Raw genomic sequence first — 22,076 nt, 5'->3', positions numbered from 1 at the left:
AAGAAATGGATCAACGTCCGACCAGCCGAGATGTCGCACGGCTCGCGGGTGTGTCGCAGTCGACGGTCTCGTTCGTGTACACCGGTCGTGACGGCATCTCGGATGCGACTCGCGAGCGCGTGCTGAGTGCGGCGGCCACGCTGAACTACCGTCCCAACCTCGCTGCGCGCGCCATGCGCACCCGCCGGACCGGGCGGCTGGCCGTCGTGATCCCGGTGGGTGCGCTGAGCCCGTTCTCACTTCTGCGGGGTGCGACCTCCGCCGCCGAGAAGGCAGGGTTCGTCGTCGAGGTCGTGAGTCTTCCCGACGACCCGGTGGAGCGTGCGTCGCGCCTCGCCGAGCTGATCGACGGTCGTCAGTACGAGGGCTTCCTCTCGTTCACACCGCTTCCGGCTCCGCCGGCGGACGGCGACGGTGCGCCGGTCGTGCTGTCGGTGTCGGAGTTCGACGACATGATGCACGTGACGGGTGAGCTCACGGATGCGCAGCCGATCGTCGAGCTGATGGAAAGACTCGCGGAGCTCGGCCATCGGCGCTTCCTGCATGTCACCGGTCCTCTCGATTTCCCGGCCGCGGTGGCGCGCCGTGATGCCTACGTCGCCACCGTCGAGCGGCTCGGTCTCGAGTCCCTCGGCGTGATCGAGGGCGACTGGAGCGGCCGCGCGGGCCTGGACGCCGTGGATTCGCTGCCGGACGGCGCTCTGCCTCTCGCGCTGATCGCCCCCAACGACTACGTCGCCGCCGGCGCCATCCGGGCCGCCACGCTGCGCGGCTGGTCTGTTCCCGGTGACCTGAGCGTGACGGGGTGGGACGACGTCGGCATGAGCGCGCTCCTGGTTCCGTCGCTGACGAGTGTCGTGCAGGATCGTGAGCGTCTCGGTGACTATTCGATGCGCCGTCTGATCGCCGCTCTTCGGAAAGAGACGCCGCCCGAGCGGCCGACGGACTTCCACAGGGTCGTCTGGCGCGAGTCGATCGGCGCGCCGCGCACGCGATGACCGCGGGCGCTCGGCGGCTGCGATGCCTCGAGTCGCAGGAATCGTCAGAGCAGCGCGAGCGTGCTGTCGTACGCGGTCTCGCTGATCTCGGGCCCGGAGCCGCCGAACACGCGCGACGTTCCCGGCTGAGTGCGCCAGGCCGGCCAGCCCGGATCGGCATCGCTCACGAACGCGACCGCGGCGGAGTGCATCTCGTCGGCGAGGCTCTGCGGCGGTGCGTCCCCGGCGAGGTCGTGCACCCGCTCGAGGTCGAGACCGTCGAACCAGAACGGCACGTCGAGGCAGTGACACGCCCAGCCTTTCGCCGGCGACACCCAGGAGAAGCGGTACGCCCAGGTCGGCGCCTCGGTCGACGCCCTGGCCTCCGCGGCACCGGGAACGACGACCCGGAAGATGTGGTCGCTGACGTAACGGCCGGCCACAGCCGCGGTACCCTTCGCTCGCTGTTCCGCATTGGCCTCGAGGTATGCGTGACGGACCTCGCGGTCGCGGAGGAAGGGGCGCAGCAGTAGTCCCGGCGGGATCAGCCGCAGCTTCGACTCCTCGGCCTCGGCGACCATCGTGAACTCGTCGTCGGCCGCGCCGAGGAGCAGCGGCTTGTCGCCGCCGATTCCCGAACGCAGCGATTCGAGCGTCGGAACGCGCACCAGGTCGCCGTCGACCATCGGCCCCCAGGGGGAACCCTGCTCGATGAGGTCGGTGAGGAGGCCGATGCCGCGTTTGGCGCTCTCGGCCTTGCGCTGCAGCGCGTGGATGCGCTCCTCAGGCACCGTACGGAGTTCCTCGAGGGTGGGCGCGACGCCGGTCAGCGCCGCGAGGCGCTCGGCGCGCTGGCGGGCGATGTCCACCGGAACGTCGGCGAGGGCGGCAGAGACGGCGAACGCCGAGCGGAACAGGTGCTGCGCCGTCGGCATCCCGAGCAGTGTGAGCACCGCCCCGCCGCCCGCGGACTGCCCGCCGACTGTGACGCGGTCCGGGTCGCCGCCGAAAGCCGCGATGTTCTGACGCACCCATTCGAGCGCGGCGAGCCAGTCGCGCACGCCGCGGTTGTGCGGTGCGCCGTCGATCCAGCCGAAGCCGTCGAACCCCAGCCGGTACGAGATCGTCACCGTCACGACACCATCGCGGTTGAACGCCCGGCCGTCGTACCACGGGCTCGCCGGGGATCCCGCGGTATAGCCGCCGCCGTGGATCCAGACCAGCACGGGGAGCGAGCCTTCGGCGTCCGGCGTGAACACGTTGACGTTGAGCGTGCCGTCTCCCGGGATCGCCGGTTCCGGAATGAGCGTGCCGCCCGGATCATGCCGGAGCGCCGTCGCGCCGTACCCCGTCGCATCGCGCACGTCTGTCCACGGCTCGGGCGGCACCGGTGCGGCGAACCGCAGCTCTCCCACGGGCGGCTGTGCGAACGGAATGCCGAGGAACGCCGCCGACGGCCGGTCGAGCTCCTCGCGCCAGAATCCGCGGACCGGGCCGGCGGAGGTCTGCACGATCGGGGCGTCAATCACCATGCGCTTCAGGGTATCGGGGTGAGGAGGCGCCGGAATGCTCCGCCGGCCCTGCGCCCGCACCTCTCGGGTGGCACTCGTGGTCGGTGTGTGGTGGTGATTCCGACCGGAGGTGCCACCTCGAGGCGTGCGGGGTTGGTTCGGGTGGTGCCTATGGTCGGTCTGGGCAGGCCAGAACGGCAGGAGGTGCCACCCGAGCGGATGCTGCACTCGTTCTGCACGAGCTCACCATCTGAGGAGTTGTGTACAGACGCTGGAAGACGGCAATCGGTGGGTGTCGGGATGTCGCACACTCGGTGGATGACTCGACGACCACGTCCTTTGCCGACCGAGCTCGGGGCGATGTTCACCCCGACGCAGGCCCGTGCCGCCGGCGTCACCGCTCGACGCCTGCGGGCACGAGACCTCGAGCATCCGTACCGCGGGTTGATGGTCGTTCGGCCGGAGAGACCCCTTGAGGAGGAGCAATCCGACGCCGACGCGACTCCATTCGCCCGCGACCGAGCGCAGCGGAAGGCATTGCTGCGGCGCGCTCGCGAGTATCGACCGCTCATGGTCTCGCATGCGTTCTTCGTCGGGCGCACCGCCGGCGTGCTGCACGGGCTGCCGCTCGACCCGCCTGAGGAACTGGAGGTCGGTGTGTGCGCCCCGCATCGCGCCCCACGGCGGCGGGGTATCCGGGGCCGCAAAGTCGCTCCAGGGCTGGTGTCGATCCGGGAGATCGACGGGCTGCGAGTCGCGAGTCCGGCATCGACCTGGGCGATGCTCGCTTCGGAGCTCTCCGTTCGAGAACTGGTCGTGGTCGGCGATGCCATCGTGCACGTTCCCCGTGATTCGTGGGGACGTCCGCAGTCGACGGCGGCGCTCGGCACGACGGCGCAGCTGCACGCAGCGGTCGATGCCGGACGCAGGCCGGGGCTGCACAGACTTCGAGAAGCCATCACATCGATTCGCGTCGGGAGTGCGTCGCCCTTGGAGACCGAGTATCGGCTGGATGCTGAAACGGCGGGCCTCCCCGAACCCGAACTCGACGTGCAGATCCGCGAATCGAGCGGACGTCTTCTCGGCATCACCGAGATCGTCTATCGAGATCTTCGGGTTCTGGTCGAGATCGAGGGCGATCATCACCGCACGTCGAAGACTCAGTGGAACCGCGACATCGAGAAGTATGCCGCGTACATCGCCGACGGCTGGGAGCTCGTGCGGCTCACGTCATCGCACATCCGCGGGCCGAATCCGCGTGCGACGGAGATGGTTCGCGCAGCGCTGATGCGCCATGGCTGGCGTCCCTGAGCGGACGTTCCTCTCCGTCGCGCGGTGGGGTCGGAGCGCACCTTGCTTGGCAGTTCTGAGCTTGGGCTCTGGGCTGAGGTGGCACCTCGTGACGGAATCCGCGCCCTATTCCGGCCGTAGGCGCCACTCGAAGCCCGTGACTTCGAGTTGGAGTGGCACCTGTTGTCGGAAAGCGCGTCTCTTACCGGCAACAGGTGCCACCCGAAGAGGGTTGGAGGTACTCCCGGAGGATCACCGAGTCAGGGCTCGGACCAACCCCGGCGCTCAGCCCACGTGCCCGTCCGCGACGGTCAGCGCCTCGTCGAGCACACTCAGCCCGCGGACCAGATCCTCCTCGGAGATCACGAGTGGCGGCGCGACGTGCATCCGGTTGAAGTGGGTGAAGGGCCAGACGCCACCCCGCTTCGCCGCCGCCGCGAACTCGGCCATCGGCGCAGCATCCGCGCCGCTGGCGTTGAACGGCACCAGTGGCTCGCGGGTCTCCTGGTCGCGCACGAGCTCGACGGCCCAGAACAGGCCGCGTCCTCGAACGTCTCCGACCGAAGGGTGCTTCTCCAGCCAGCCCTCCAGGGTCGGCTCGACGACACGGGCTCCGAGGTCCCGCACCCGCTCCAGGATGCCGTCGCGTTCGAACACCTCGAACGTCGCGACACCTGCGGCGCAGGCGAGCGGATGCCCCGAGTAGGTGAGCCCGCCCGGGAACGGCGTCCGGTCGAAGTGCGCTGCGACCTCGGAAGAGATCACGACGCCGCCGAGCGGCACGTATCCCGAGTTCACGCCCTTCGCGAAGGTGATCAGATCGGGACGAGCATCGAACGCGTCGATGCCGAACCACTCACCGAGGCGCCCGAAGCCGACCATGACCTCATCGGCGATGTACAGGATGCCGTGGCGATCGCACAGCTCGCGGACACCCTGCAGGTAGCCGGGCGGCGGCACCAGCACGCCGTTCGTGCCGACGACGGTCTCGATGATGATCGCCGCGATGGTGCCCGGGCCCTCCAGCAGGATCGTCTGCTCGAGGTGCTCCAGGGCGCGCTGCGACTCCTCCTCGATCGTCGAGGAGTGGAACGCCGAGCGGTACAGGTACGGGCCGAAGAAGCGCACGGTCGCGATGTCGCTCGGGTCGTTGGCCCAGCGCCGTGGGTCGCCGGTCATCGAGATCGCCGTCGACGTCGACCCGTGGTAGCTGCGGTACATCGACAGCACCTTGCGGCGGCCGGTGACCTGGCGTGCCATCCGCACGGCGTACTCGTTCGCCTCGGCGCCGCCGTTCGTGAAGAACACCTTCTCGAGGCCCTCGGGGGCCACCTCGGCGATGCGGCGGGCGAGCTCCCCGCGCACGTCGTTGGCGAGAGCAGGCTGGATCGTCGCGAGACGGCCGGCCTGCAGCTGGATCGCGGAGACCAGATCGGGATGCTGATGCCCGAGGTTCAGGTTCACCAGCTGGCTGGAGAAGTCGAGGTAGACATTGCCGGCGTAGTCCCAGAAGGTCGAACCCTCGCCGCCGGCGACGGGCAGGGGATCGATGAGCGCCTGCGCGCTCCAGGAGTGGAAGACGTGGCCGCGGTCGTCCGCGCGCACCTGCGCCTCGGCATCCGGGGCGGGGAGAGCGTGAGCGGTGCCCTGCCGGTCGGTGAAGTTCATGGGTGACTCCTCTGGAATCGGATGCTGCGTCAGTGGTTGCTCGGGAAGCCCAGGTCGACCTGAGCGGGCGTGTGGTCGGGCCAGCGTGTGGTGACGACCTTCGACCGCGTGTAGAAGTGGACCGACTCGGGGCCGTAGATGTGCGAGTCGCCGAACAGCGAGTCCTTCCAGCCGCCGAACGAGAACGCCCCGACCGGGACCGGGATCGGCACGTTCACGCCGACCATCCCGACCTCGATGTCGAACTCGAACTGACGGGCGGTGCCACCGTCGCGGGTGAAGATCGCGGTGCCGTTGCCGTAGGCGTTGGCGTTGATCAGCTCGACGGCATCCGCATAGGTCTCGACGCGCACGACCGACAGCACCGGTCCGAAGATCTCGTCCTCGTAGACCTTCATTCCGGGCTTGACGTCGTCGAGCAGGCTGACGCCGATGAAGAACCCGTCTGCGGCGAACGACTTCCGGGTGCCGTCGACGACGACCGTCGCCCCCTCGGCGGCGGCGCCGGTGACATAGGAGGCCACCTTGTCGCGGTGTTCGCGGGTGATCAGCGGGCCCATCTCGCTGGACGGGTCGGTGCCGGGACCGATCTGCAGCGTGGCGATGCGGTCGCGGATACCGGCGACGAGGTCGTCGGCGATGTCTCCGACGGCGACGAGCACCGAGACGGCCATGCAGCGCTCGCCGGCCGAACCGTAAGCGGCGGAGATCGCTGCGGCGGTCGCCGATTCGATGTCGGCATCCGGCATCACGACCATGTGATTCTTCGCGCCGCCGAGTGCCTGCACGCGCTTGCCGTTCGCCGAGGCGCGCTGGTAGATCGAGCGGGCGATCGGGGTCGAGCCGACAAAGCTGATCGCGGCGACGTCGGGGGAGTCGAGCAGCGCGTCGACCGCGACCTTGTCGCCGTGCACGACGTTCAGGACGCCGGCGGGGAGTCCCGCCTCCAGGAACGCCTTCGCCAGCCAGACCGCCGCCGACGGGTCCTTCTCGCTGGGCTTGAGCACGACGGTGTTGCCGCAGGCGATCGCCGACGCGACCATCCACAGTGGCACCATCACCGGGAAGTTGAAGGGCGTGATCGCCGCGACCACGCCGACGGGCTGCTTGACCGAGTGCACGTCGACGCCGCGCGACACCTGCTCGGCGCGCTCGCCCTTGAGCAGGTGCACGAGGCCGGCGGCGAACTCGACGTTCTCGATGCCGCGGGAGACCTCGCCGACGGCATCGGAGAGCACCTTGCCGTGTTCGTCGGTGACGATCGCGGCGAGCTCGCCGGTGCGATCCGCGAGGATCTGGCGCAGTCGGAAGAAGACATCGGCGCGCTTGATGAGGCTCGACGAGCGCCACCCGGGGAGAGCGGCCTTCGCGGCGGCGACGGCGGTCTCGGCCTCCGCCGCCGAGGCGAAAGCGACGTGTCGCTGCACGGCGCCCGTGGCCGGATTGAAGATGTCGCCGGTGCGCGCGGCCTCGGCGGTCTCTTGGCCGTCGATGAGGTGGAGGACAGTGCTCACGGAGGGGCTCCCGATATGAAGTGCAGTGATCGAACGTTCTGACCGGCGAGGTGATCTCGCTTGCTTTCCATGTTTTCAGAGGGCAGGATCGATGGGAGGCGGCAGAGCGTCGCGAACTTCGGCAGATTCCGGACAGAGTGTATGAAGCTTCACGCAGAGCAGCTCGCCGGATTGCCGGACGTCGCCGAGGTGCTGTCGATGCACGCGGTGCAGACGGGATTTCCCGACGTCCTCACCGACCCGGCCAGCCTGGAGGCGACTCTCCGCTGGGTCCACGTCTCGGACAGCCCCCGTGTCGCCGCGTTGCTCGACGGCGGGGAGCTGCTCCTCTCGACCGGTGCCGGCTGGCCGGGAGATGCCGAGGGTCTGTCCGTCCTGGCATCCGAACTCGCGGACGCCGGCGTCGCCGGGGTCGTGCTCGAGCTCGGCACCCGATTCGCCGTGGCTCCTCCCGCTTTCGTCGAGGCGTGCCGCCGGGAGCGCGTCGCCCTCATCAGCCTCGAACGGGAGGTGAAGTTCGTCGCGGTCACCGAGGCCGTGCACAGGCGCATCATCGCCGGGCAGCTCGACGCGCTGCAGCGTCGGCAGCAGCTGCATGAGCTGTTCACCGCACTGAGCCTGCGCGGCGCGCCCGCCGACGTCATCGTGCGCGAGACCGCTCGCGCGCTCGGCACCGGCGTCGTGCTGGAGAACCTCGCCCACGAGGTCGTCGCCGCCGGCTCCCGTGACGATGCGGGCCTTCTGGACGGCTGGGGGGCGCGTTCGCGGCGGATCGCCGACGGGCACGAGCAGGGCTGGAACGTGGTCCCGGTCGAGGGCCGGGGCATCCGGTGGGGGAGTCTGCTCGCAGCCCCCGGACCTTCCCATCCGGCAGGGCGCACGACTGTGCTGGAACAGGCGGCGACCGCGCTCGCACTGGCACGGCTCGCGGACGGCGAGGGGGCCTGGGAGCTGCTCTCGCAGCGCCGGCTGCTCGCGTCGCTGGTCGAGCAGCAGTACACGACGACGGCGGATGCGCAGGCACGGCTGGAGGCGAGCGGCTTCCCGGTGCGCAGGCGGCGACTTCAGGCGTTGGCGGCGGATGCGGTGTCACCGGACGTGTCCGACGCCGCGCTCGCCGCCGTCCGCGATGCCGTGCCCGGTGCCGGCTCGATCGGCGCCGCCATCGATGGCGTCATCGTCGTGCTGCTGTCATTCCCCGCCGGTGAGTCGCTGGGCGATGCTGCGGCTCGGCGCATCGCCGGTGGCATCGGACGGGGACTTGCCATCGGCGCCGCATCCGATTCCGTCGCAGAGCTGCTGGACTCCCTTCCTGCCGTCCGCGCCCTCGCGCCGGGGCTTGCGGACGGCGGCTTCCGGCGCGTGGACGACCGCCCGCTCACGCGCCTGGTGAGCGCCCTGCAGGGTGACCACCGGCTGCAGGAGCACAGCGAGCGGATGCTCGGACCGCTGATCCGGCACGACCAGGACTCCGGCGGGGATCTGCTCTTCGTGCTCGGCGCGCTCGTGCAGCACCCCGGCAACCGCACGGCCGCAGCAGCAGCATCCCACCTCTCCCGCTCGGTGTTCTATCAGCGGCTGACGCTCATCGGCGATCTGCTGGACGCCGACCTCGACGACGGTGAGATGCTCGCCGCCCTGCATCTCGCGCTCTCGGCGTACACGGCCGCATCGCGCTGAAGGGGCGCGCACGGATGTCTCACCCGCGCCCGCCCGTTCGGGTGGCGCCTGTGGTCGGAATCTGGGTGCCAGAGCGACCAGAGGTGCCACCCGAAGGAAGCGTGCACGCGCTCAGGTGGCACCTGCAGTCGGAATATGGGCGCCAGAGCGACCGGAGGTGCCACCTGAAGGACAGATGCGGATGCAGGAAGAGCGACTCAGGCGACGTACACCTTGCGCAGGGTCTCGGTGACCCTCCACACGGTGCGCATCCCCTCGGCGAGGCGCACCACGGAGCCGGGGCCGACCTCGAGATCGGGGAGCGCAGGATCCTCGAACGCGATCCGCGCGCGCCCTGACAGCACGACGAACACCTCGTCGACCTCGGTGTCGGATGCCGTGCCCGGCGACATCTCCCAGATGCCGACCTCGGTGCGGCCGACGCGGGCGAGCGGGTGGAGGGCCGTCGTCGGTTCACCGGACAGCACCGAATCGGCGGGCAGGGGTTCATGCGCGAGCGCGAGAGCTGTGGCGTCCACCCCGGTCCCCGCCGCGATCCCGGTCATGAGTCGAAGCCCATGCCGACGGCGTCGAGCGCCTTGAGGAACAGGTTGCGCCGGCCTCCGTTGTGATCCGCCTGGTTCATGGCGGCCCGCACCAGGTTGATTCCGACGGACGCGGCCGGCTCGGGCGGGAACGGGATCGGCCTCTCCCGCACCATCCGCAGCTCGGTGCGCTCCGTGGCGACGCCCGACAGCTTGTCGAGCATGACGTCGGCGGCGAAGCGCGCGGCACCGACGCCGAGCCCGGTGAATCCGGTCGCGTAAGCGACCCGCCCCCGGCGCGCTGTTCCGAAGAACGCGCAGAAGCGGCTGGAGGAGTCGATCGCCCCCGCCCAGCGGTGCGTGAAGCGCAGGCCCTCCAGCTGCGGGAAGGTCGTGAAGAAGTGCTCGGCGAGGCGGCGATGGCTCGGCATCCGGTTCTCGTACTCCGGGCGCACCTTGCCGCCGAAGTGGTAGATCGCGTCGTATCCGCCGAACAGGATGCGGTTGTCCGCAGAGAGCCGGTAGTAGTGGAACTGATTCGCGCTGTCGGCGAGGCCCTGCCGGTTCGACCATCCGATGTCGGCCAGTTGCGACGCGGTGAGCGGCTCGGTCATCAGCACGTAGTCGTAGACCGGAACGGTCATCAGGCGGTTGCGGGTCAGGAGCGAGGGGAAGACGTTCGTGCCCAGCGCGACCGCCTCGGCCGTGACCCGTCCGCCGTCGGTCTGCAGCGCGATCGGGCCGGCACCGTCTCCGTCGACACCGCGCACGCGCGAGTGCTCGTAGATCTCGACGCCGAGCTCGGTCGCCACGCGGGCGAGCTCGAGGCCCAGCTTGGCCGGGTGCACCAGGGCGCAGCCGTCGCGATCCCATGCTCCGGCGAGGTACGTGTCGGAGTTCACCTCCGCTCGCACGGCGTCCTGATCGAGGAAGCCCTCCTCTTCGCGGAGCCACTCCACCTGATGCGGTTCGACGGCCACCGCGAGCTGCCCGGTGCGCTCGAAGTCGGCGTCGATGCCGTAGCGCCGCACGGTGTCGCCGATGCCGTCGAGGTTCTCCGCGCCCAGCTCCTCGAGCCGGTCGATCTCCTTCGGCCAGCGGTTCACGCCGTTCTCGTGACCGTGCGTGAGGCTCGCCTCGCAGAACCCGCCGTTGCGCCCGGATGCCGCCCACGCGACGCGCGAAGCCTCCAGCAGCACGACGCGACGGCCGGGATCGCGTTCCTTGGCCCGGATGGCGGTCCACAGTCCGGCGTAGCCCCCGCCGACGATCGCGAGGTCGGCGCGGACGTCGCCCGCGATGCGTGGGTACTCCGTGCGTCGCACGTCGTCGAGCCAGAAGACGGCGAACGAGGTGCTCTGCAGCGCGTGGTCGACGACGGATGCCGCGGGCCGGCGGCGCTCGAAGACAGTGGTTCCCATCAGCGCGTCCCCCAGTTGTAGAGGTCCTTGTAGAGACCCGCGTAGAGCAGGCTCTCGGTGTGCGTGACGCCGGGGATGGTGCGGATGCGCGTCGCGATGAGGTCGATCAGATGCTCGTCGCTCTCGCAGACGGCCTCGACCAGGATGTCGAAGGTGCCCAGGGTGACCACGACATACGCGAGCTCTGTGATCTGGGTGAGCTCCTCGGCGATGGTGCGCGGATCGCCGGAGACGCGGATGCCGATCATCGACATGCGGTGGAATCCGAGTTGCATCGGGTCGGTGACGGCGACGATCTGGATGGTCCCCGCCTCCGTCATGCGCTGCACGCGCTGCCGGGCAGCGGCTTCGCTGAGGCCGACCGCGCGGCCGATCTCGGCGTAGGGGCGGCGGCCGTCCTCCTGGAGGAGCTCGATGATCTTCTTCGAGACATCGTCGAGTGCGGGCTGCTTCCGTGTGGCGCTCATCCGTCGATATTGACACGGAGACGTGCTCGATGCAACTGATTCAGTCGTGTAGATCCATTTCGACTATCGAAATAGTGGGCCTCTGGATAGGATGGCCGCCATGCGCACACAGTCTTCCCTGCAGAACTTCATCGGCGGTCGGTACGTCCCCGTGCACGGAGGCGGCACGATACCGCTCATCGATCCCGCAACGGAGGAGGTCTACGGCTCGCTCCCGGTCTCGGACCGCCGCGATGTCGACGCGGCGTACGCGGCAGCATCCGCCGCCTTCCCGCTGTGGCGCGAGACAACCCCGGCAGACCGTCAGCTCGCGCTTTTCCGGATCGCCGATGAGATGCAGGACCGCGCGGAGGAGTTCGCCGACCTCGAATCGCAGGACACCGGTAAGCCGCGCGCGACGCTGGTGGCGGACGAGATCATGCAGTCCGTCGACCAGCTGCGGTTCTTCGCGGGTGCCGCGCGCAGCCTCGAGGGGCGCTCGGCCGGGGAGTACCTCGCCGGGCACACCTCGTTCGTGCGCCGCGAGCCGATCGGCGTGATCGGCCAGGTCACGCCCTGGAACTACCCCCTGAACATGGCGGTCTGGAAGATCGCACCGGCGCTCGCCGCGGGCAACGCCGTCGTGCTGAAGCCGGCGGAGACGACGCCGCAGTCGACCCTGCTGCTCGCCGAGATCGTGGCGAAGCACACGCCGGCCGGAACGCTGAACGTCGTGCTCGGCGATCGCGACACCGGTGTGGCCCTCGTGGAGCATCCGACGCCGCAGATGGTGGCGATCACCGGTTCCGTGCGGGCCGGCATGGCCGTCGCGCGATCGGCGGCGAACGATGTCAAACGGGTGCACCTGGAGCTCGGCGGCAAGGCGCCGGCGATCGTGTTCGCGGACGCCTCCATCGAGAAGGCGGTGGAGGGGATCATCACCGGGGCGTTCTTCAACGCCGGGCAGGACTGCACGGCGGCGACGCGGGTTCTCGTGCATGCGTCGAAGCACGACGAGCTCGTCGCGGCCCTGGTCGAGCGGGCGAGGACGGGTGCGCGCGCCGGCGGTCCGCACGAGGCGGGCGTGCTCTACGGTCCGCTCAGCAGCGCGGCCCAGCTCGACCAGGTCTCGGGCTTCATCGAACGGCTTCCCGCGCACGCGAAGATCGAGATCGGTGGCCGGCGGCAGGGTGAGCGCGGTTACTTCTTCGAGGCGACCATCGTGACGGGCGTTCGCCAGGACGACGAGGTCGTGCAGGGAGAGGTCTTCGGTCCGGTGCTCACCGTGCAGTCCTTCGAGACCGATGAGGAAGCGCTGGAGCTCGCGAACGGCGTCGACTTCGCGCTCGCGTCGTCGGTGTGGACCGCCGACCATGGGCGGGCGATGCGGTTCTCCCGTGACCTCGACTTCGGCTGCGTCTGGATCAACACGCACATCCCGTTCGTGTCGGACATGCCGCACGGCGGCTTCAAGCACTCCGGCTACGGCAAGGATCTCTCCCAGTACGGCTTCGACGACTACACGCGCGTCAAGCACGTGATGAGCGCGCTCGGCTGATGCCGAAGATGTCGCCGGAGAAGTCGCCGGACGCGTCGCCGGACGAAAGTCCGGCAGCACACGACGAAGGTCGAGTATCGGCGGTGGAGTCGCGGCAATAGAGTGACGCTGTCGTAAGCGTGCGCTGGGGAAGTGGCCGATCTACGGGAATGGCACTCCTTCAATGAACGCCTACGAAAGAGGACTCGTGCGCACACCCGTCAAAGCCGCCGTTGTCGTTGCAACCACGGCTTTTCTCATTCCCGTCTTCTCCTCACCCGCCATCGCCGCCGACGAGATCCCGGTGCTGCTGGGAACGAACACGTCGGCGGCCGCCGCCGGTGACGTCCTCACCGATCTGGCCGTCGCCGGCGGGCAGGTCTACTCCAGTTACGGCGACTACGACGCCAACACCGGGCCGGTCGATCTCAACTCCCTCAGCGTCACCACGGGAGCGCTGACGAAGCAGCTGACCGTGAACGGCGAGGAGCTGAAGGCGCTGCGTGTCATCGACGGAAAGGTCTACGCCGCCGACGTCGACCCGAAGGCGCCCTGGACGGCTCCTGTCGGATACGCCACGAACGCCGGCGGATCCTGGACCTACAATGCCGCCACCCCCTTCCAGCACGTCTTCGACATCGCCAGGAGCGGCAGCGAGATCTTCCTCGCCGGCAGCGTCGTCAACCCGGATCCCGCGCTCTACGGGCCGACGCCGGATCTCGCCGCGATCAAGAAGAGCTCCGATGGCGGGAAGACCTGGACGATCACCAAGGCGAGGGCGTCGGCCGGCGGGTCCAGTGCCTACGACCGCTATTACTGGATGGCGGCGGTCGGCGGGAAGGTCGCGGCGATCGCAGAAGTCCGTGATGCGGCCGGGAATGCCAACCGACTGCTCGATGTGTACAGCGGCGGCCGATGGACCTCGATCGATCTGGGGCGCTTGTTCTCTCTCGCACAGCGCCACGAGCCGACCAAGTACGAGGTCCTCGGTACGAAGATCATCCTGTCCGACAGCAACAGCACCGGATACATCGACCTGAACGCCAAGGGGAAGACGGGCGGAGTGCAGATGTCCAACCTGCCCGCATCCTTCGCCTCGCGGGACATCACCGTGCACAACGGGGTCGCGTACTCGGTCGGGAACTGGTTCTCCGGCACGGGGATCGACATGACGAAGAACGTCGTGTTCGCGACGAGGGACGGCGTGAACTGGACGCAGGTGGCGACACCGGCCGTCATCCCGGCGACGACCTACTGGGACCACGGTGGCGGGGAGATGATCCCGAACTACGGCGAGTACACGTCGATCGCCGTGGACGGGGCGACGATGTATCTCGGTGGAGATGACGCCAAGGTGTACAGGATCAGCGCTCCCGCGGTGCCGTGACGAGCACCTTCACGCGGCGGTGCTCGGCGAGGGTGAGGCCGGGGCGTTCCTCGATCTTCGTCACGCCGTCGGCCACCCAGCCCTGGCGGCCGTAGAACGAATCCGCCCGTTCGTTGCCGTCGAGCACCCATAAGTACGCGCGGGAGTGACCGGCATTCGCGATTCGCTCTTCTGCGGCGGCGAGGAGCGCCTGCCCGACGCCCGTCGACCAGGCGGCGGGGTCTGCGTAGATTCCGTAGATCTCGCCGTCGGCGCTGCCGTCTTCGTCTCGACCCGACCCGAATGACGTCCAGCCGACGACGGTCCCGTCGCGCACGGCGACCAGCAGGGCGAGTGTCGTCGGCAGGGGCTCGACGACGAATCCGCGCCAGGCCTCAGCGCGGTCGGCGATCGACAGCCCGTCGAGGATCTTCTGATCGATGAGTCCGCGATACGCGGCCTGCCAAGAGCGCACGTGCACGCCCGCGACCTCCTCGGCGTCGTCTATGAGGGCCTCGCGGACCACCAGCTGCGTCATCCGTCCACGATAAGGCGAGCTTTTGATTAACCGCTTGACCAGGCGCAATACTTCGCGTTAGCATCTGCGTAACCGATTAACCAATGAAGTGATGGGACGCGAATGAGCCAGCGAGGGTTCTACCGGCCGACGGACGGATGGGTGGGGGATGTGATCCCCTGGCAGGAGGACGGTGTGTTCCACCTCTTCTACCTGCATGAGACGCGGCGCACCCCCAAAGAGGGCATGCCGTGGCATCGGGTGACGACGGAGAACCTCGTGGACTTCGCCGAGATCGGCGAAGCGATCGAGTCCGGCGGGCCCGGAGCATCCGACTTCAACATCTACACCGGCAGCATCGTGCTCGATGACGACGGCACCCACCATGCGTTCTACACCGCTCAGAATCCTGCAGAGCGAGGCGCGGACGGGCTGCCCCTGCAGCTGGTCGCCCATGCGACGAGCCGTGACGGCATGCGCTCCTGGGAGCGCCGGCCGGCGGACACCTTCGGCGCCACGGCCGGATATGAGACAGCCGACTGGCGAGATCCCTTCGTCTTCTGGGACGAGGGCGACCACCTCTGGCGGATGCTGATCACCGCCCGGCACACGCAGGGGCCAGCACGTCGACGCGGAGTGATCGCGCAGTGCGTCTCGAGGGACCTCGAGTCCTGGGAGCCTGCGGAGCCGTTCTGGGATCCGCGCCGCTACATCGCCCACGAATGCCCCGAAGTCTTCTCCTGGGGCGACTGGTGGTACCTCGTCTCGTCCGAGTTCAGCGACTCGTTCACGACGCGCTACCGAATGGCGCGGAGCCTCAGGGGTCCGTGGATCGTCCCCGAGCACGACACTCTCGACGGCCGCGCCTTCTATGCGGCGAAGTCGGCGGCCCGGGGCGACCGCCGCCTCTTCTTCGGCTGGATCGCGTCGCGGGAGGGCGCACGTGATGACGGGGCCTGGCAGTGGGCCGGCACCCTGTCCGTGCTCGAAGCCGAGCAGCGCGACGACGGCACGCTGGCCTTCCACCCGCCCCGTGAGCTGCGCGAGACGTTCACCGGTCAGGGCGACGTGCTTCCCGCGGGGACGTCACTGCGTGCCCCGGACGGATACGCGGATGTCCTCACCGCGACGAACACGGCGGATTCCTTCCGCCTCGTCGTGCGGTTCGACATCGCGGAGGGCACGCGTGAATGCGGCGTGCTGCTGCGTGCGAGTGCGGACGGCGACACCGGATACGCCCTGCGGCTGGAGCCTCAGCGGGGGCGCCTCGTGCTCGACAGGTGGCCGCGTCCGTCCACCGGAGGCGAGCAATGGCAGATCTCCGGCGATGTTCCGTTCGCCATCGAGCTGGAGCGGCCGGTGGACCTCGCCCCCGGCGAACACGAGCTCGAGGTGATCGTCGACGGCGATCTCTGCGTCGCGACCGTCGACGACTCCACGGTGCTCAGCACGCGACTGTACGACCACCGCGTCGGCCGCGTCGGGGCATTCGTGGGCGAAGGCGAGGTCACTCTCACCCAGTTCACCGTGCTCACCCGTGACGCTCGGGACCACCCGGAGCCGATGAGGAGCGATCTCATCGCGGCGACGGCCTGACGTCGAACCCCCGCCCCGCACCGACCACTACCCGCACCGACCACCACCCGCATGACGAATCAAAGGAGATCGACCATGATCCGACCTGTACGCAGGATGGCGTTGTTCGCCGTCGCCGTCGCCGCCGCCCTCGCCCTCTCGGGCTGCGCCGGTGCCTCCGCCGGCACCGAACCCACCGACATCGATCCTGAGGGAGAGGTGGTCCCCCGTGAGATCTCGTGGCTGCTGTCACGGCCGGCAGACGGCGGCGTGATCACCACGATGGAGCAGATCGCCGAGGAGTACGCGCAGGAGCACCCTGGCTTCTCGCTCAACCTGATCACGACGCCGGACCGCCCGTCGTACATCCAGAAGTACGAGACGCTCGCTGCCGCCAACAAGCTGCCCGAACTGTTCGACACCGACGCGACGCCCTTCGCGCAGAAGCTCGCCGGTCAGGGACGGATGGTCGACGTCGAACTGCTGCTGGACGATCTCGGGCTCGCGGACGAATACCGAGAGGCCGCGCTCAACTACCAGCGCTTCGACGACGGGTCGCTGTACATGGTGCCCTTCGAGTTCCAGCTGGAGTTCTTCTGGTACAACACCGCGCTGTTCGACCAGGCCGGCGTCGCCGTCCCCGCCACGCTCGATGACTTCCCGCAGATGTGCAAGGATCTGCGCGCTGCCGGGATCACCCCGATCGCCCTGGACGGGGCGGACCAGTGGCCGCTGGAGCGCTACATGGCCTACTACCCGTTCCGGCTGGCCGGCCCCGACTACGTGCAGGATCTGAAGAACGGCGACGCCTCGTTCGCCGACCCCGCCGGACGGGCGGCCGCGGAATGGCTGTATTCGCTCGGACAGGCAGGATGCTTCGCGGAGGGCTTCTCGTCCACGGGCTACGCGGATGCTCAGGCGCTCTTCACCTCCGGCAAGGCGGCCGTCTACAACATCGGCACCTGGGAACTCGGCAACCTCGCGACGGATGCCCTCGACCCGGCGGTGCGCGACTCGGTGGACTACTTCACGCTGCCGACCGTCGACGGAGCCGTCACCGCGGACAACGAATACGTCACGCCGTCCGGTATCGGCATGGCCGTGAACGCGAGGACCTATGACCCCCTCGTCCGCGACTTCCTGGCGTTCGCGCTCGAGCGTTACCCCGAGCTCTACGCATCCACCGGAGCGCTGTCTCCGACGGCGGGCGCGGCGACGACCATCCCGGACAACGCCACGGAGCTGTACTCGCGTGCCGTCGACCAGACGAACGATGTCGGCTCGGCGATCGCGATGCCGTGGGACACCCAGCTGGACCCGGCGACGAACACGCGGCTGCAGCAGGAGCTGACGCTGCTCGTGCAGGGTGAGATCACGCCGGACGACTTCATCGAGACCATGGACAAGGCTCTCGCGGAGAACAGCGATGGCTGAGATCGCACAGGCCGAGGTGGGTGCGGTGCGTCCGCGCCCACCCCGGCGGCCGATGTCGACGTCAATGCTGCCACGACGCTCGGCGCTGTCCGTCGCGGTGTTCCTCATTCCGCCGCTGTTGCTCTACGGCGTCGCCGTGCTGCTGCCCATCGTGCAGTCCCTCGTGCTCAGCTTCTTCCGCTGGGACGGGATCACCGACATGGTCTTCGTCGGCATCGACAACTACATCAAGATGCTCAGCCGTGACGACGTGTTCTGGACCGCCTTCGGCAACGCGCTCGGCTACCTCGCCATCTGCCTGGTCCTGCAGCTCGGCGGAGCACTCATCGTCGCCGGCCTGCTCACGGCGCTGCCGAAGGCGCGCGAGCTCGTCAAGACGCTGTACCTGCTGCCCGCCGTCATCTCCACCGTCGCCATCGCCTTCCTGTTCCAGCGGGTGTACTCGCTGGATCCCGCAGGCCTCATCAATCAGGGCCTCGCGTGGATCGGTCTCGAAGGGCTGCAGACCGCGTGGCTGTCGGACGTGCAGACCGTGCTCGCCGCCGTGTCGATCCCCGAAGGCTGGCGATTCACCGGTCTCTACATGCTGATCATCTATGCCGCGCTCATCGCCGTGCCTCGTGAACTCGAAGAGGCCGCCCGCCTCGACGGCGCGTCGTGGTGGCAGGTGTTCTGGCGCATCCGCTTCCGGTACATCCGGCCGGTCTGGATCACGACCACGATCATGGCGACGACCTTCGCCCTGCGCGGGTTCGACATCCCGTACCTGCTCACCGGAGGCGGTCCGGGTCAGGCGTCCGAACTGCTGACCACGTACATGTACAAGACGGCCTTCGTGCACACGGACTACGGCTACGCCAGCGCGATCTCGGTGTTCATCGTCGTCGAGTGCCTCGTCGCCGTCGGCCTCATCCTGCTCCTGCTTCGTCGAAGGGACGACTCGTGACCGCCTCCGTCCTCACCGCGCCGGCTGTATCGGTGCCACCGCCCGCCTCGCGCCCCCGGCGTCGACGCCGTCGCTCCACACGGCTCCCGGTGCAGCGGACGCTGCTGACCGTGACGATCGCGCTGATCGTGGTGGTTCAGGTCTATCCGCTGGCCTGGCTGTTCATCACGAGCTTCCGCACAGCGGCGGACTTCGCGGGCGGGAACCCGTTCGCGCTGCCGTCTGAGTTCACGCTCGAGAACTACGAGCGGGCTTTCGCAACCGGCAACCTCTGGCTCAGCATCCTGAACAGCCTGATCGTCACCCTGGGTTCGAGCGTTCTCATCGTCGTCGCGGGGATGATGGCCGCCTTCGCGTTGCAGGTGCTCGGCTTCCGGTTCAGCAACGCCGTGCGGGCGCTCTTCCTCCTCGGCATCATCGTGCCGGTGCAGATCGCGCTGGTGCCTCTCTTCATCGACTACTCCCAAGTGGGACTGCTGGACACGCATCTGTCGATGATCATTCCGCTCGCGGCGTTCGCGCTGCCCATGGCCGTGTACCTGTTCTCCTCGTTCTATGAGTACATCCCGAGGGAGACCTACGAGGCGGCATCGCTCGACGGCGCAGGTCCGTACCGGATCTTCGGCCGGATCACATTCCCGCTGTCGGTGAACACCATCATCACGGTGGTCCTCGTCAACAGCATCTTCATCTGGAACGACTTCATCTTCGCGAACACGTTCGTGCTCTCCGATGGCCTCAAGACCATCCCGCTCGGTCTGCAGAACTACATTGGGGCGATGGGCAACACCGACTGGACGGCGACTTTCGCCGCGGTGTGCGTCACGGTGACGCCGCTGCTGCTGGTGTTCCTCCTGCTGAACAAGGCCATGATCTACGGACTCGAGAGCGGAGCGACAAAGGGATGAGCACCTCAGCACGCGGTTCCCACACGCCCAGCGTCACGATGCGAGATGTCGCCGAAGTCGCCGGTGTCTCCGTGGCGACGGTCTCGCATGTCGTCAACGACAAGCCCGGCGCGCGGATCGGCGAGGATGCCCGCCGCAGAGTGCAGGAGGCGGTCGCGTCGCTCGGCTATCGTCCGAATGCCCTCGCGAAGACCCTCTCGCAGGGGACATCCCGGTTCATCGGACTCGTGGCCGACCAGATCGCCACGACGCCGTTCGCCGGTCAGATCATCCACGGTGCCCAGGACGAGGCGTGGAAGCACGGCTACGTGCTCCTGGTCGCCAACACGGACGGCAACGACGAGGCCGAGGCCGAGGCGATCGCGATGATGCTCGAGCACCAGGTGCACGGCGTCCTCTATTCGACCTGGTACCACCGGGAGGTCGTCGTGCCGGAAGCGCTGCACGCGACGGACACCGTGCTCGTCGGATGCTTCGCCGCCGAGGGCGGACTGCCTGCCGTCGTCCCCGACGAGGAGCAGGGCGGCCGCACCGCGACAGAGGAACTGCTCGCCGCCGGGCATCGCCGTATCGCCTTCATCAACACGACCACACCGTCGCCCGCGCAGACCGGCCGCCTGGCCGGATACCGGTCCGCGCTCGAGGGAGCGGGAGTCGAGTTCGACGATGCGCTGGTGTTCCCGGCGTCGCCGGAGCAGGGGGGCGGGTACGCCACGACGCCGCGAATCGTGGCGTCCGGTGCGACAGCCGTGTTCTGCCACAACGACCGGGTGGCGATGGGCCTCTATGACGGCCTCCGCGAACAGGGACTGCGTATCCCGGAGGATGTCGCCGTGATCGGCTTCGACAACCAGGACGTCATCGCTGCTCATCTGCGCCCGCCGCTGTCGACCGTGGCGCTGCCGCACTACGAGCTCGGTGCGGCCGGGGTGCGCATCCTTCTCGGAATCGACGCCGACACCGGATCGGAGCCACGGCTCATCGTCTGCCCGCCGATCCTCCGGCAGTCGGTCTGACGGGACCGCACCCCCACTTCTTCCCCCTCCCGCCCATCGATGATGTTCACCGTGCCGGGCGCATCGTCGCGCCCGGACGACTTGAGAGGAATGCAATGAAGCAACCCATCTCCCGCCGCAGCATGCTGCAGGGCGCCAGTATCGGAGCGCTGACGTTGTTCTTCGGCAACGCAGCCCCTGCCGCCGGCCACGCTCAGGCGGCTACGCAGATCTCGTCGCCGAACGCCGGTTCGCTGCGCGCGATCTACCACATGACGCCTCCGTCAGGGTGGCTCTGCGATCCGCAGCGTCCCGTCACGACGAACGGCGCCTATCAGCTGTACTACCTGCAGTCCGGTCAGAACAACGGCCCAGGAGGCTGGGATCACGCGACCACTGCCGACGGAGTCTCGTTCACGCATCACGGGACGGTCATGCCGCTGCAACCGGACTTCCCGGTGTGGTCCGGCTCGGCTGTCGTCGACGTGGACGACACGGCGGGATTCGGCGTCGGAGCCGTCATCGCCCTCGCGACGCAACCGACCGACGGAATCCGCAAGTACCAGGAGCAGTACCTCTACTGGTCGACGGACGGCGGCTTCACCTTCACGGCGCTCGCCGACCCAGTCATCGTGAACGCCGATGGGCGCACGGCATCCACACCGGCCGAGGTAGAGAACGCCGAGTGGTTCCGAGACCCGAAGATCCATTGGGATGCGGCCCGCGCGGAGTGGGTCTGCGTCATCGGACGGGCTCGATACGCATCGTTCTACACCTCGGGGAACCTGCGCGATTGGCAGTGGACATCGAACTTCGACTATCCGAACCACGCCCTCGGCGGAATCGAATGCCCGGATCTCTTCGAGATGAACGCCGACGACGGCACGCGGCGCTGGATCTTCGCGGCGAGCATGGACGCGTACGGCGTGGGCCTTCCGATGACCTACGCCTATTGGACAGGTTCCTGGAACGGCACGCAGTTCACCGCAGACGATCTCACCCCGCAGTGGCTCGACTGGGGATGGGACTGGTACGCCGCCGTCACCTGGCCGAAGGCCGGCGCGCCGGATGACAGGCGCCTGGCGATCGCGTGGATGAACAACTGGAAGTACGCCGCGCGCGACGTGCCCACCGACGCCTCGGATGGGTACAACGGGCAGAACTCCATCGTGCGCGAGTTGCGCCTCGTCCACGAAGGAGGCCGGCACGTCCTGCTCAGCAGCCCGGTCGAGGCACTGTCGGGGTATGCCACGGCGACGACATCGCTGCCGGATCGCACGGTCGACGGCGGTGCGGTGCTGCCGTGGAGCGGGCGGGCATACGAACTGGAGCTGGATATCGCCTGGAATGACGCGACGAATGTCGGAGTGTCGGTCGGCCGGTCCGCGGATGGAAGCCGGCACACCAATATCGGCAAATACGGCGATGAACTCTACGTGGATCGAGGGCCGTCTGACCTCGCAGGATTCGTGCTCAGCCCGTACGCGCGGGCCGCGGCGCCGATCGACGCGAACGCACGTTCGGTGCACTTGCGCATCTTCGTGGACACGCAGAGCGTCGAAGTGTTCGTCAACGCCGGTCACACCGTGCTTTCACAGCAGGTGCACTTCGCCGAGGGCGACGTGGGGATCTCGTTCTACTCGGACGGCGGCCCGGCGACCTTCTCCGGGATCACGATCCGGGAGTTCGGCAGCCCGATCTGACCACATGCCCGGCGGCGACGGCTTCCCGATGCTGCGCCGCCGGGGTCGGCCCGGCGCCGGACTC

18 protein-coding genes are annotated in these 22,076 nt (G+C 68.4%); 11 read left to right on the top strand and 7 right to left on the bottom strand.

The window, feature by feature from the left end; all coding sequences use genetic code 11:
- Positions 1-5 precede the first annotated feature (5 nt).
- A complete protein-coding gene (locus CUR96_RS01125; RefSeq protein ID WP_102191452.1) occupies positions 6-998 on the top strand; it encodes a LacI family DNA-binding transcriptional regulator in 993 nt (330 codons plus the stop codon).
- A gap of 44 nt (positions 999-1,042) precedes the next feature.
- On the opposite strand, the gene CUR96_RS01120 is transcribed toward CUR96_RS01125, so the two are convergent.
- On the bottom strand, positions 1,043-2,509 hold the full coding sequence (locus CUR96_RS01120) for a carboxylesterase/lipase family protein (RefSeq protein ID WP_102191451.1): 1,467 nt from the start codon (positions 2,507-2,509) through the stop codon (positions 1,043-1,045).
- A 297-nt stretch (positions 2,510-2,806) separates the two neighbouring features.
- Between CUR96_RS01120 and CUR96_RS01115 the strand changes: the two genes are divergently transcribed.
- Positions 2,807-3,799, top strand: a complete 993-nt coding sequence (locus CUR96_RS01115; RefSeq protein ID WP_146008101.1) for a hypothetical protein — start codon at positions 2,807-2,809, stop codon at positions 3,797-3,799.
- Positions 3,800-4,063: 264 nt separating this feature from the next.
- On the opposite strand, the gene CUR96_RS01110 is transcribed toward CUR96_RS01115, so the two are convergent.
- Positions 4,064-5,446, bottom strand: a complete 1,383-nt coding sequence (locus tag CUR96_RS01110) for an aspartate aminotransferase family protein (RefSeq protein ID WP_102191449.1) — start codon at positions 5,444-5,446, stop codon at positions 4,064-4,066.
- A gap of 29 nt (positions 5,447-5,475) precedes the next feature.
- Positions 5,476-6,960: a CoA-acylating methylmalonate-semialdehyde dehydrogenase gene (locus tag CUR96_RS01105; protein ID WP_102191448.1), complete on the bottom strand. Its 1,485-nt coding sequence runs from the start codon at positions 6,958-6,960 to the stop codon at positions 5,476-5,478.
- 141 nt (positions 6,961-7,101) lie between these two features.
- On the opposite strand from CUR96_RS01105, the gene CUR96_RS01100 reads away from it, so the two are divergent.
- Positions 7,102-8,640: a PucR family transcriptional regulator gene (locus CUR96_RS01100; protein ID WP_102191447.1), complete on the top strand. Its 1,539-nt coding sequence runs from the start codon at positions 7,102-7,104 to the stop codon at positions 8,638-8,640.
- 197 nt (positions 8,641-8,837) lie between these two features.
- Here CUR96_RS01100 and CUR96_RS01095 read toward each other — a convergent pair whose 3' ends face one another.
- Genes CUR96_RS01095 through CUR96_RS01085 form a run of 3 tightly spaced genes read right to left on the bottom strand, consistent with a single transcriptional unit; the run spans position 8,838 to position 11,052 of the window.
- Entirely contained in the window at positions 8,838-9,185 is a 348-nt protein-coding gene (locus CUR96_RS01095) for a cupin domain-containing protein (RefSeq protein ID WP_102191446.1), read from the bottom strand.
- Positions 9,182-10,585 carry an NAD(P)/FAD-dependent oxidoreductase gene (locus CUR96_RS01090; RefSeq protein ID WP_102191445.1) on the bottom strand — a complete coding sequence of 468 codons (1,404 nt, stop codon included), beginning with the start codon at positions 10,583-10,585 and terminating at the stop codon, positions 9,182-9,184. The genes CUR96_RS01095 and CUR96_RS01090 overlap by 4 nt, the downstream gene beginning before the upstream one ends.
- Positions 10,585-11,052, bottom strand: coding sequence for an Lrp/AsnC family transcriptional regulator (locus tag CUR96_RS01085; protein WP_102191444.1), 468 nt, complete (start codon positions 11,050-11,052; stop codon positions 10,585-10,587). The genes CUR96_RS01090 and CUR96_RS01085 overlap by 1 nt, the downstream gene beginning before the upstream one ends.
- 100 nt (positions 11,053-11,152) lie before the next feature.
- Here CUR96_RS01085 and CUR96_RS01080 point away from each other — a divergent pair, with 100 nt between their 5' ends.
- Together CUR96_RS01080 and CUR96_RS01075 are read left to right on the top strand one after the other, a co-directional pair.
- Positions 11,153-12,589: a gamma-aminobutyraldehyde dehydrogenase gene (locus tag CUR96_RS01080; protein ID WP_102191498.1), complete on the top strand. Its 1,437-nt coding sequence runs from the start codon at positions 11,153-11,155 to the stop codon at positions 12,587-12,589.
- Between the two features lie 163 nt (positions 12,590-12,752).
- Entirely contained in the window at positions 12,753-13,955 is a 1,203-nt protein-coding gene (locus tag CUR96_RS01075) for a hypothetical protein (protein ID WP_219721942.1), read from the top strand.
- Here CUR96_RS01075 and CUR96_RS01070 read toward each other — a convergent pair.
- Positions 13,933-14,472, bottom strand: coding sequence for a GNAT family N-acetyltransferase (locus CUR96_RS01070; protein ID WP_102191442.1), 540 nt, complete (start codon positions 14,470-14,472; stop codon positions 13,933-13,935). The genes CUR96_RS01075 and CUR96_RS01070 overlap by 23 nt on opposite strands.
- A 102-nt stretch (positions 14,473-14,574) precedes the next feature.
- Here CUR96_RS01070 and CUR96_RS01065 point away from each other — a divergent pair, with 102 nt between their 5' ends.
- The 6 genes from CUR96_RS01065 to CUR96_RS01040 all read left to right on the top strand — a co-directional run bounded on the left by CUR96_RS01065 (position 14,575) and on the right by CUR96_RS01040 (position 22,012).
- The gene (locus tag CUR96_RS01065; RefSeq protein ID WP_102191441.1) at positions 14,575-16,047 is read left to right on the top strand and encodes a glycoside hydrolase family 32 protein; all 1,473 of its coding nucleotides are present in this window, start codon (positions 14,575-14,577) and stop codon (positions 16,045-16,047) included.
- 75 nt (positions 16,048-16,122) lie between these two features.
- A complete protein-coding gene (locus tag CUR96_RS01060; RefSeq protein ID WP_102191440.1) occupies positions 16,123-17,460 on the top strand; it encodes an ABC transporter substrate-binding protein in 1,338 nt (445 codons plus the stop codon).
- A gap of 64 nt (positions 17,461-17,524) precedes the next feature.
- Positions 17,525-18,406, top strand: coding sequence for a carbohydrate ABC transporter permease (locus tag CUR96_RS01055; protein WP_102191497.1), 882 nt, complete (start codon positions 17,525-17,527; stop codon positions 18,404-18,406).
- Positions 18,403-19,314 (top strand): carbohydrate ABC transporter permease, encoded by a 912-nt coding sequence (locus tag CUR96_RS01050; RefSeq protein WP_102191439.1) that lies wholly within the window; start codon positions 18,403-18,405, stop codon positions 19,312-19,314. Before CUR96_RS01055 ends, CUR96_RS01050 begins: the two co-directional genes overlap by 4 nt.
- A complete protein-coding gene (locus tag CUR96_RS01045) occupies positions 19,311-20,330 on the top strand; it encodes a LacI family DNA-binding transcriptional regulator (RefSeq protein ID WP_102191438.1) in 1,020 nt (339 codons plus the stop codon). Before CUR96_RS01050 ends, CUR96_RS01045 begins: the two co-directional genes overlap by 4 nt.
- 95 nt (positions 20,331-20,425) lie before the next feature.
- Positions 20,426-22,012, top strand: a complete 1,587-nt coding sequence (locus CUR96_RS01040) for a glycoside hydrolase family 32 protein (protein WP_102191437.1) — start codon at positions 20,426-20,428, stop codon at positions 22,010-22,012.
- Positions 22,013-22,076 lie beyond the last annotated feature (64 nt).

Source organism: Microbacterium aurantiacum (genome assembly GCF_002872075.1).
Classification (GTDB): Bacteria; Actinomycetota; Actinomycetes; order Actinomycetales; family Microbacteriaceae; genus Microbacterium; species Microbacterium aurantiacum_A.
Note: the sequence above shows the minus strand (reverse complement) of the source record. Positions and strands in the feature narration are given on the sequence as shown.

Excerpts from the sequence above, each read along its gene's own strand:
- CUR96_RS01125 (WP_102191452.1), top strand. The coding sequence starts at position 6 with ATGGATCAACGTCCGACCAGCCGAGATGTCGCACGGCTCGCGGGTGTG.
- CUR96_RS01120 (WP_102191451.1), bottom strand. The coding sequence starts at position 2,509 with ATGGTGATTGACGCCCCGATCGTGCAGACCTCCGCCGGCCCGGTCCGC.
- CUR96_RS01115 (WP_146008101.1), top strand. The coding sequence starts at position 2,807 with ATGACTCGACGACCACGTCCTTTGCCGACCGAGCTCGGGGCGATGTTC.
- CUR96_RS01110 (WP_102191449.1), bottom strand. The coding sequence starts at position 5,446 with ATGAACTTCACCGACCGGCAGGGCACCGCTCACGCTCTCCCCGCCCCG.
- CUR96_RS01100 (WP_102191447.1), top strand. The coding sequence starts at position 7,102 with ATGAAGCTTCACGCAGAGCAGCTCGCCGGATTGCCGGACGTCGCCGAG.
- CUR96_RS01095 (WP_102191446.1), bottom strand. The coding sequence starts at position 9,185 with ATGACCGGGATCGCGGCGGGGACCGGGGTGGACGCCACAGCTCTCGCG.
- CUR96_RS01090 (WP_102191445.1), bottom strand. The coding sequence starts at position 10,585 with ATGGGAACCACTGTCTTCGAGCGCCGCCGGCCCGCGGCATCCGTCGTC.
- CUR96_RS01085 (WP_102191444.1), bottom strand. The coding sequence starts at position 11,052 with ATGAGCGCCACACGGAAGCAGCCCGCACTCGACGATGTCTCGAAGAAG.
- CUR96_RS01080 (WP_102191498.1), top strand. The coding sequence starts at position 11,153 with ATGCGCACACAGTCTTCCCTGCAGAACTTCATCGGCGGTCGGTACGTC.
- CUR96_RS01075 (WP_219721942.1), top strand. The coding sequence starts at position 12,753 with ATGAACGCCTACGAAAGAGGACTCGTGCGCACACCCGTCAAAGCCGCC.
- CUR96_RS01070 (WP_102191442.1), bottom strand. The coding sequence starts at position 14,472 with ATGACGCAGCTGGTGGTCCGCGAGGCCCTCATAGACGACGCCGAGGAG.
- CUR96_RS01065 (WP_102191441.1), top strand. The coding sequence starts at position 14,575 with ATGAGCCAGCGAGGGTTCTACCGGCCGACGGACGGATGGGTGGGGGAT.
- CUR96_RS01060 (WP_102191440.1), top strand. The coding sequence starts at position 16,123 with ATGATCCGACCTGTACGCAGGATGGCGTTGTTCGCCGTCGCCGTCGCC.
- CUR96_RS01055 (WP_102191497.1), top strand. The coding sequence starts at position 17,525 with ATGCTGCCACGACGCTCGGCGCTGTCCGTCGCGGTGTTCCTCATTCCG.
- CUR96_RS01045 (WP_102191438.1), top strand. The coding sequence starts at position 19,311 with ATGAGCACCTCAGCACGCGGTTCCCACACGCCCAGCGTCACGATGCGA.
- CUR96_RS01040 (WP_102191437.1), top strand. The coding sequence starts at position 20,426 with ATGAAGCAACCCATCTCCCGCCGCAGCATGCTGCAGGGCGCCAGTATC.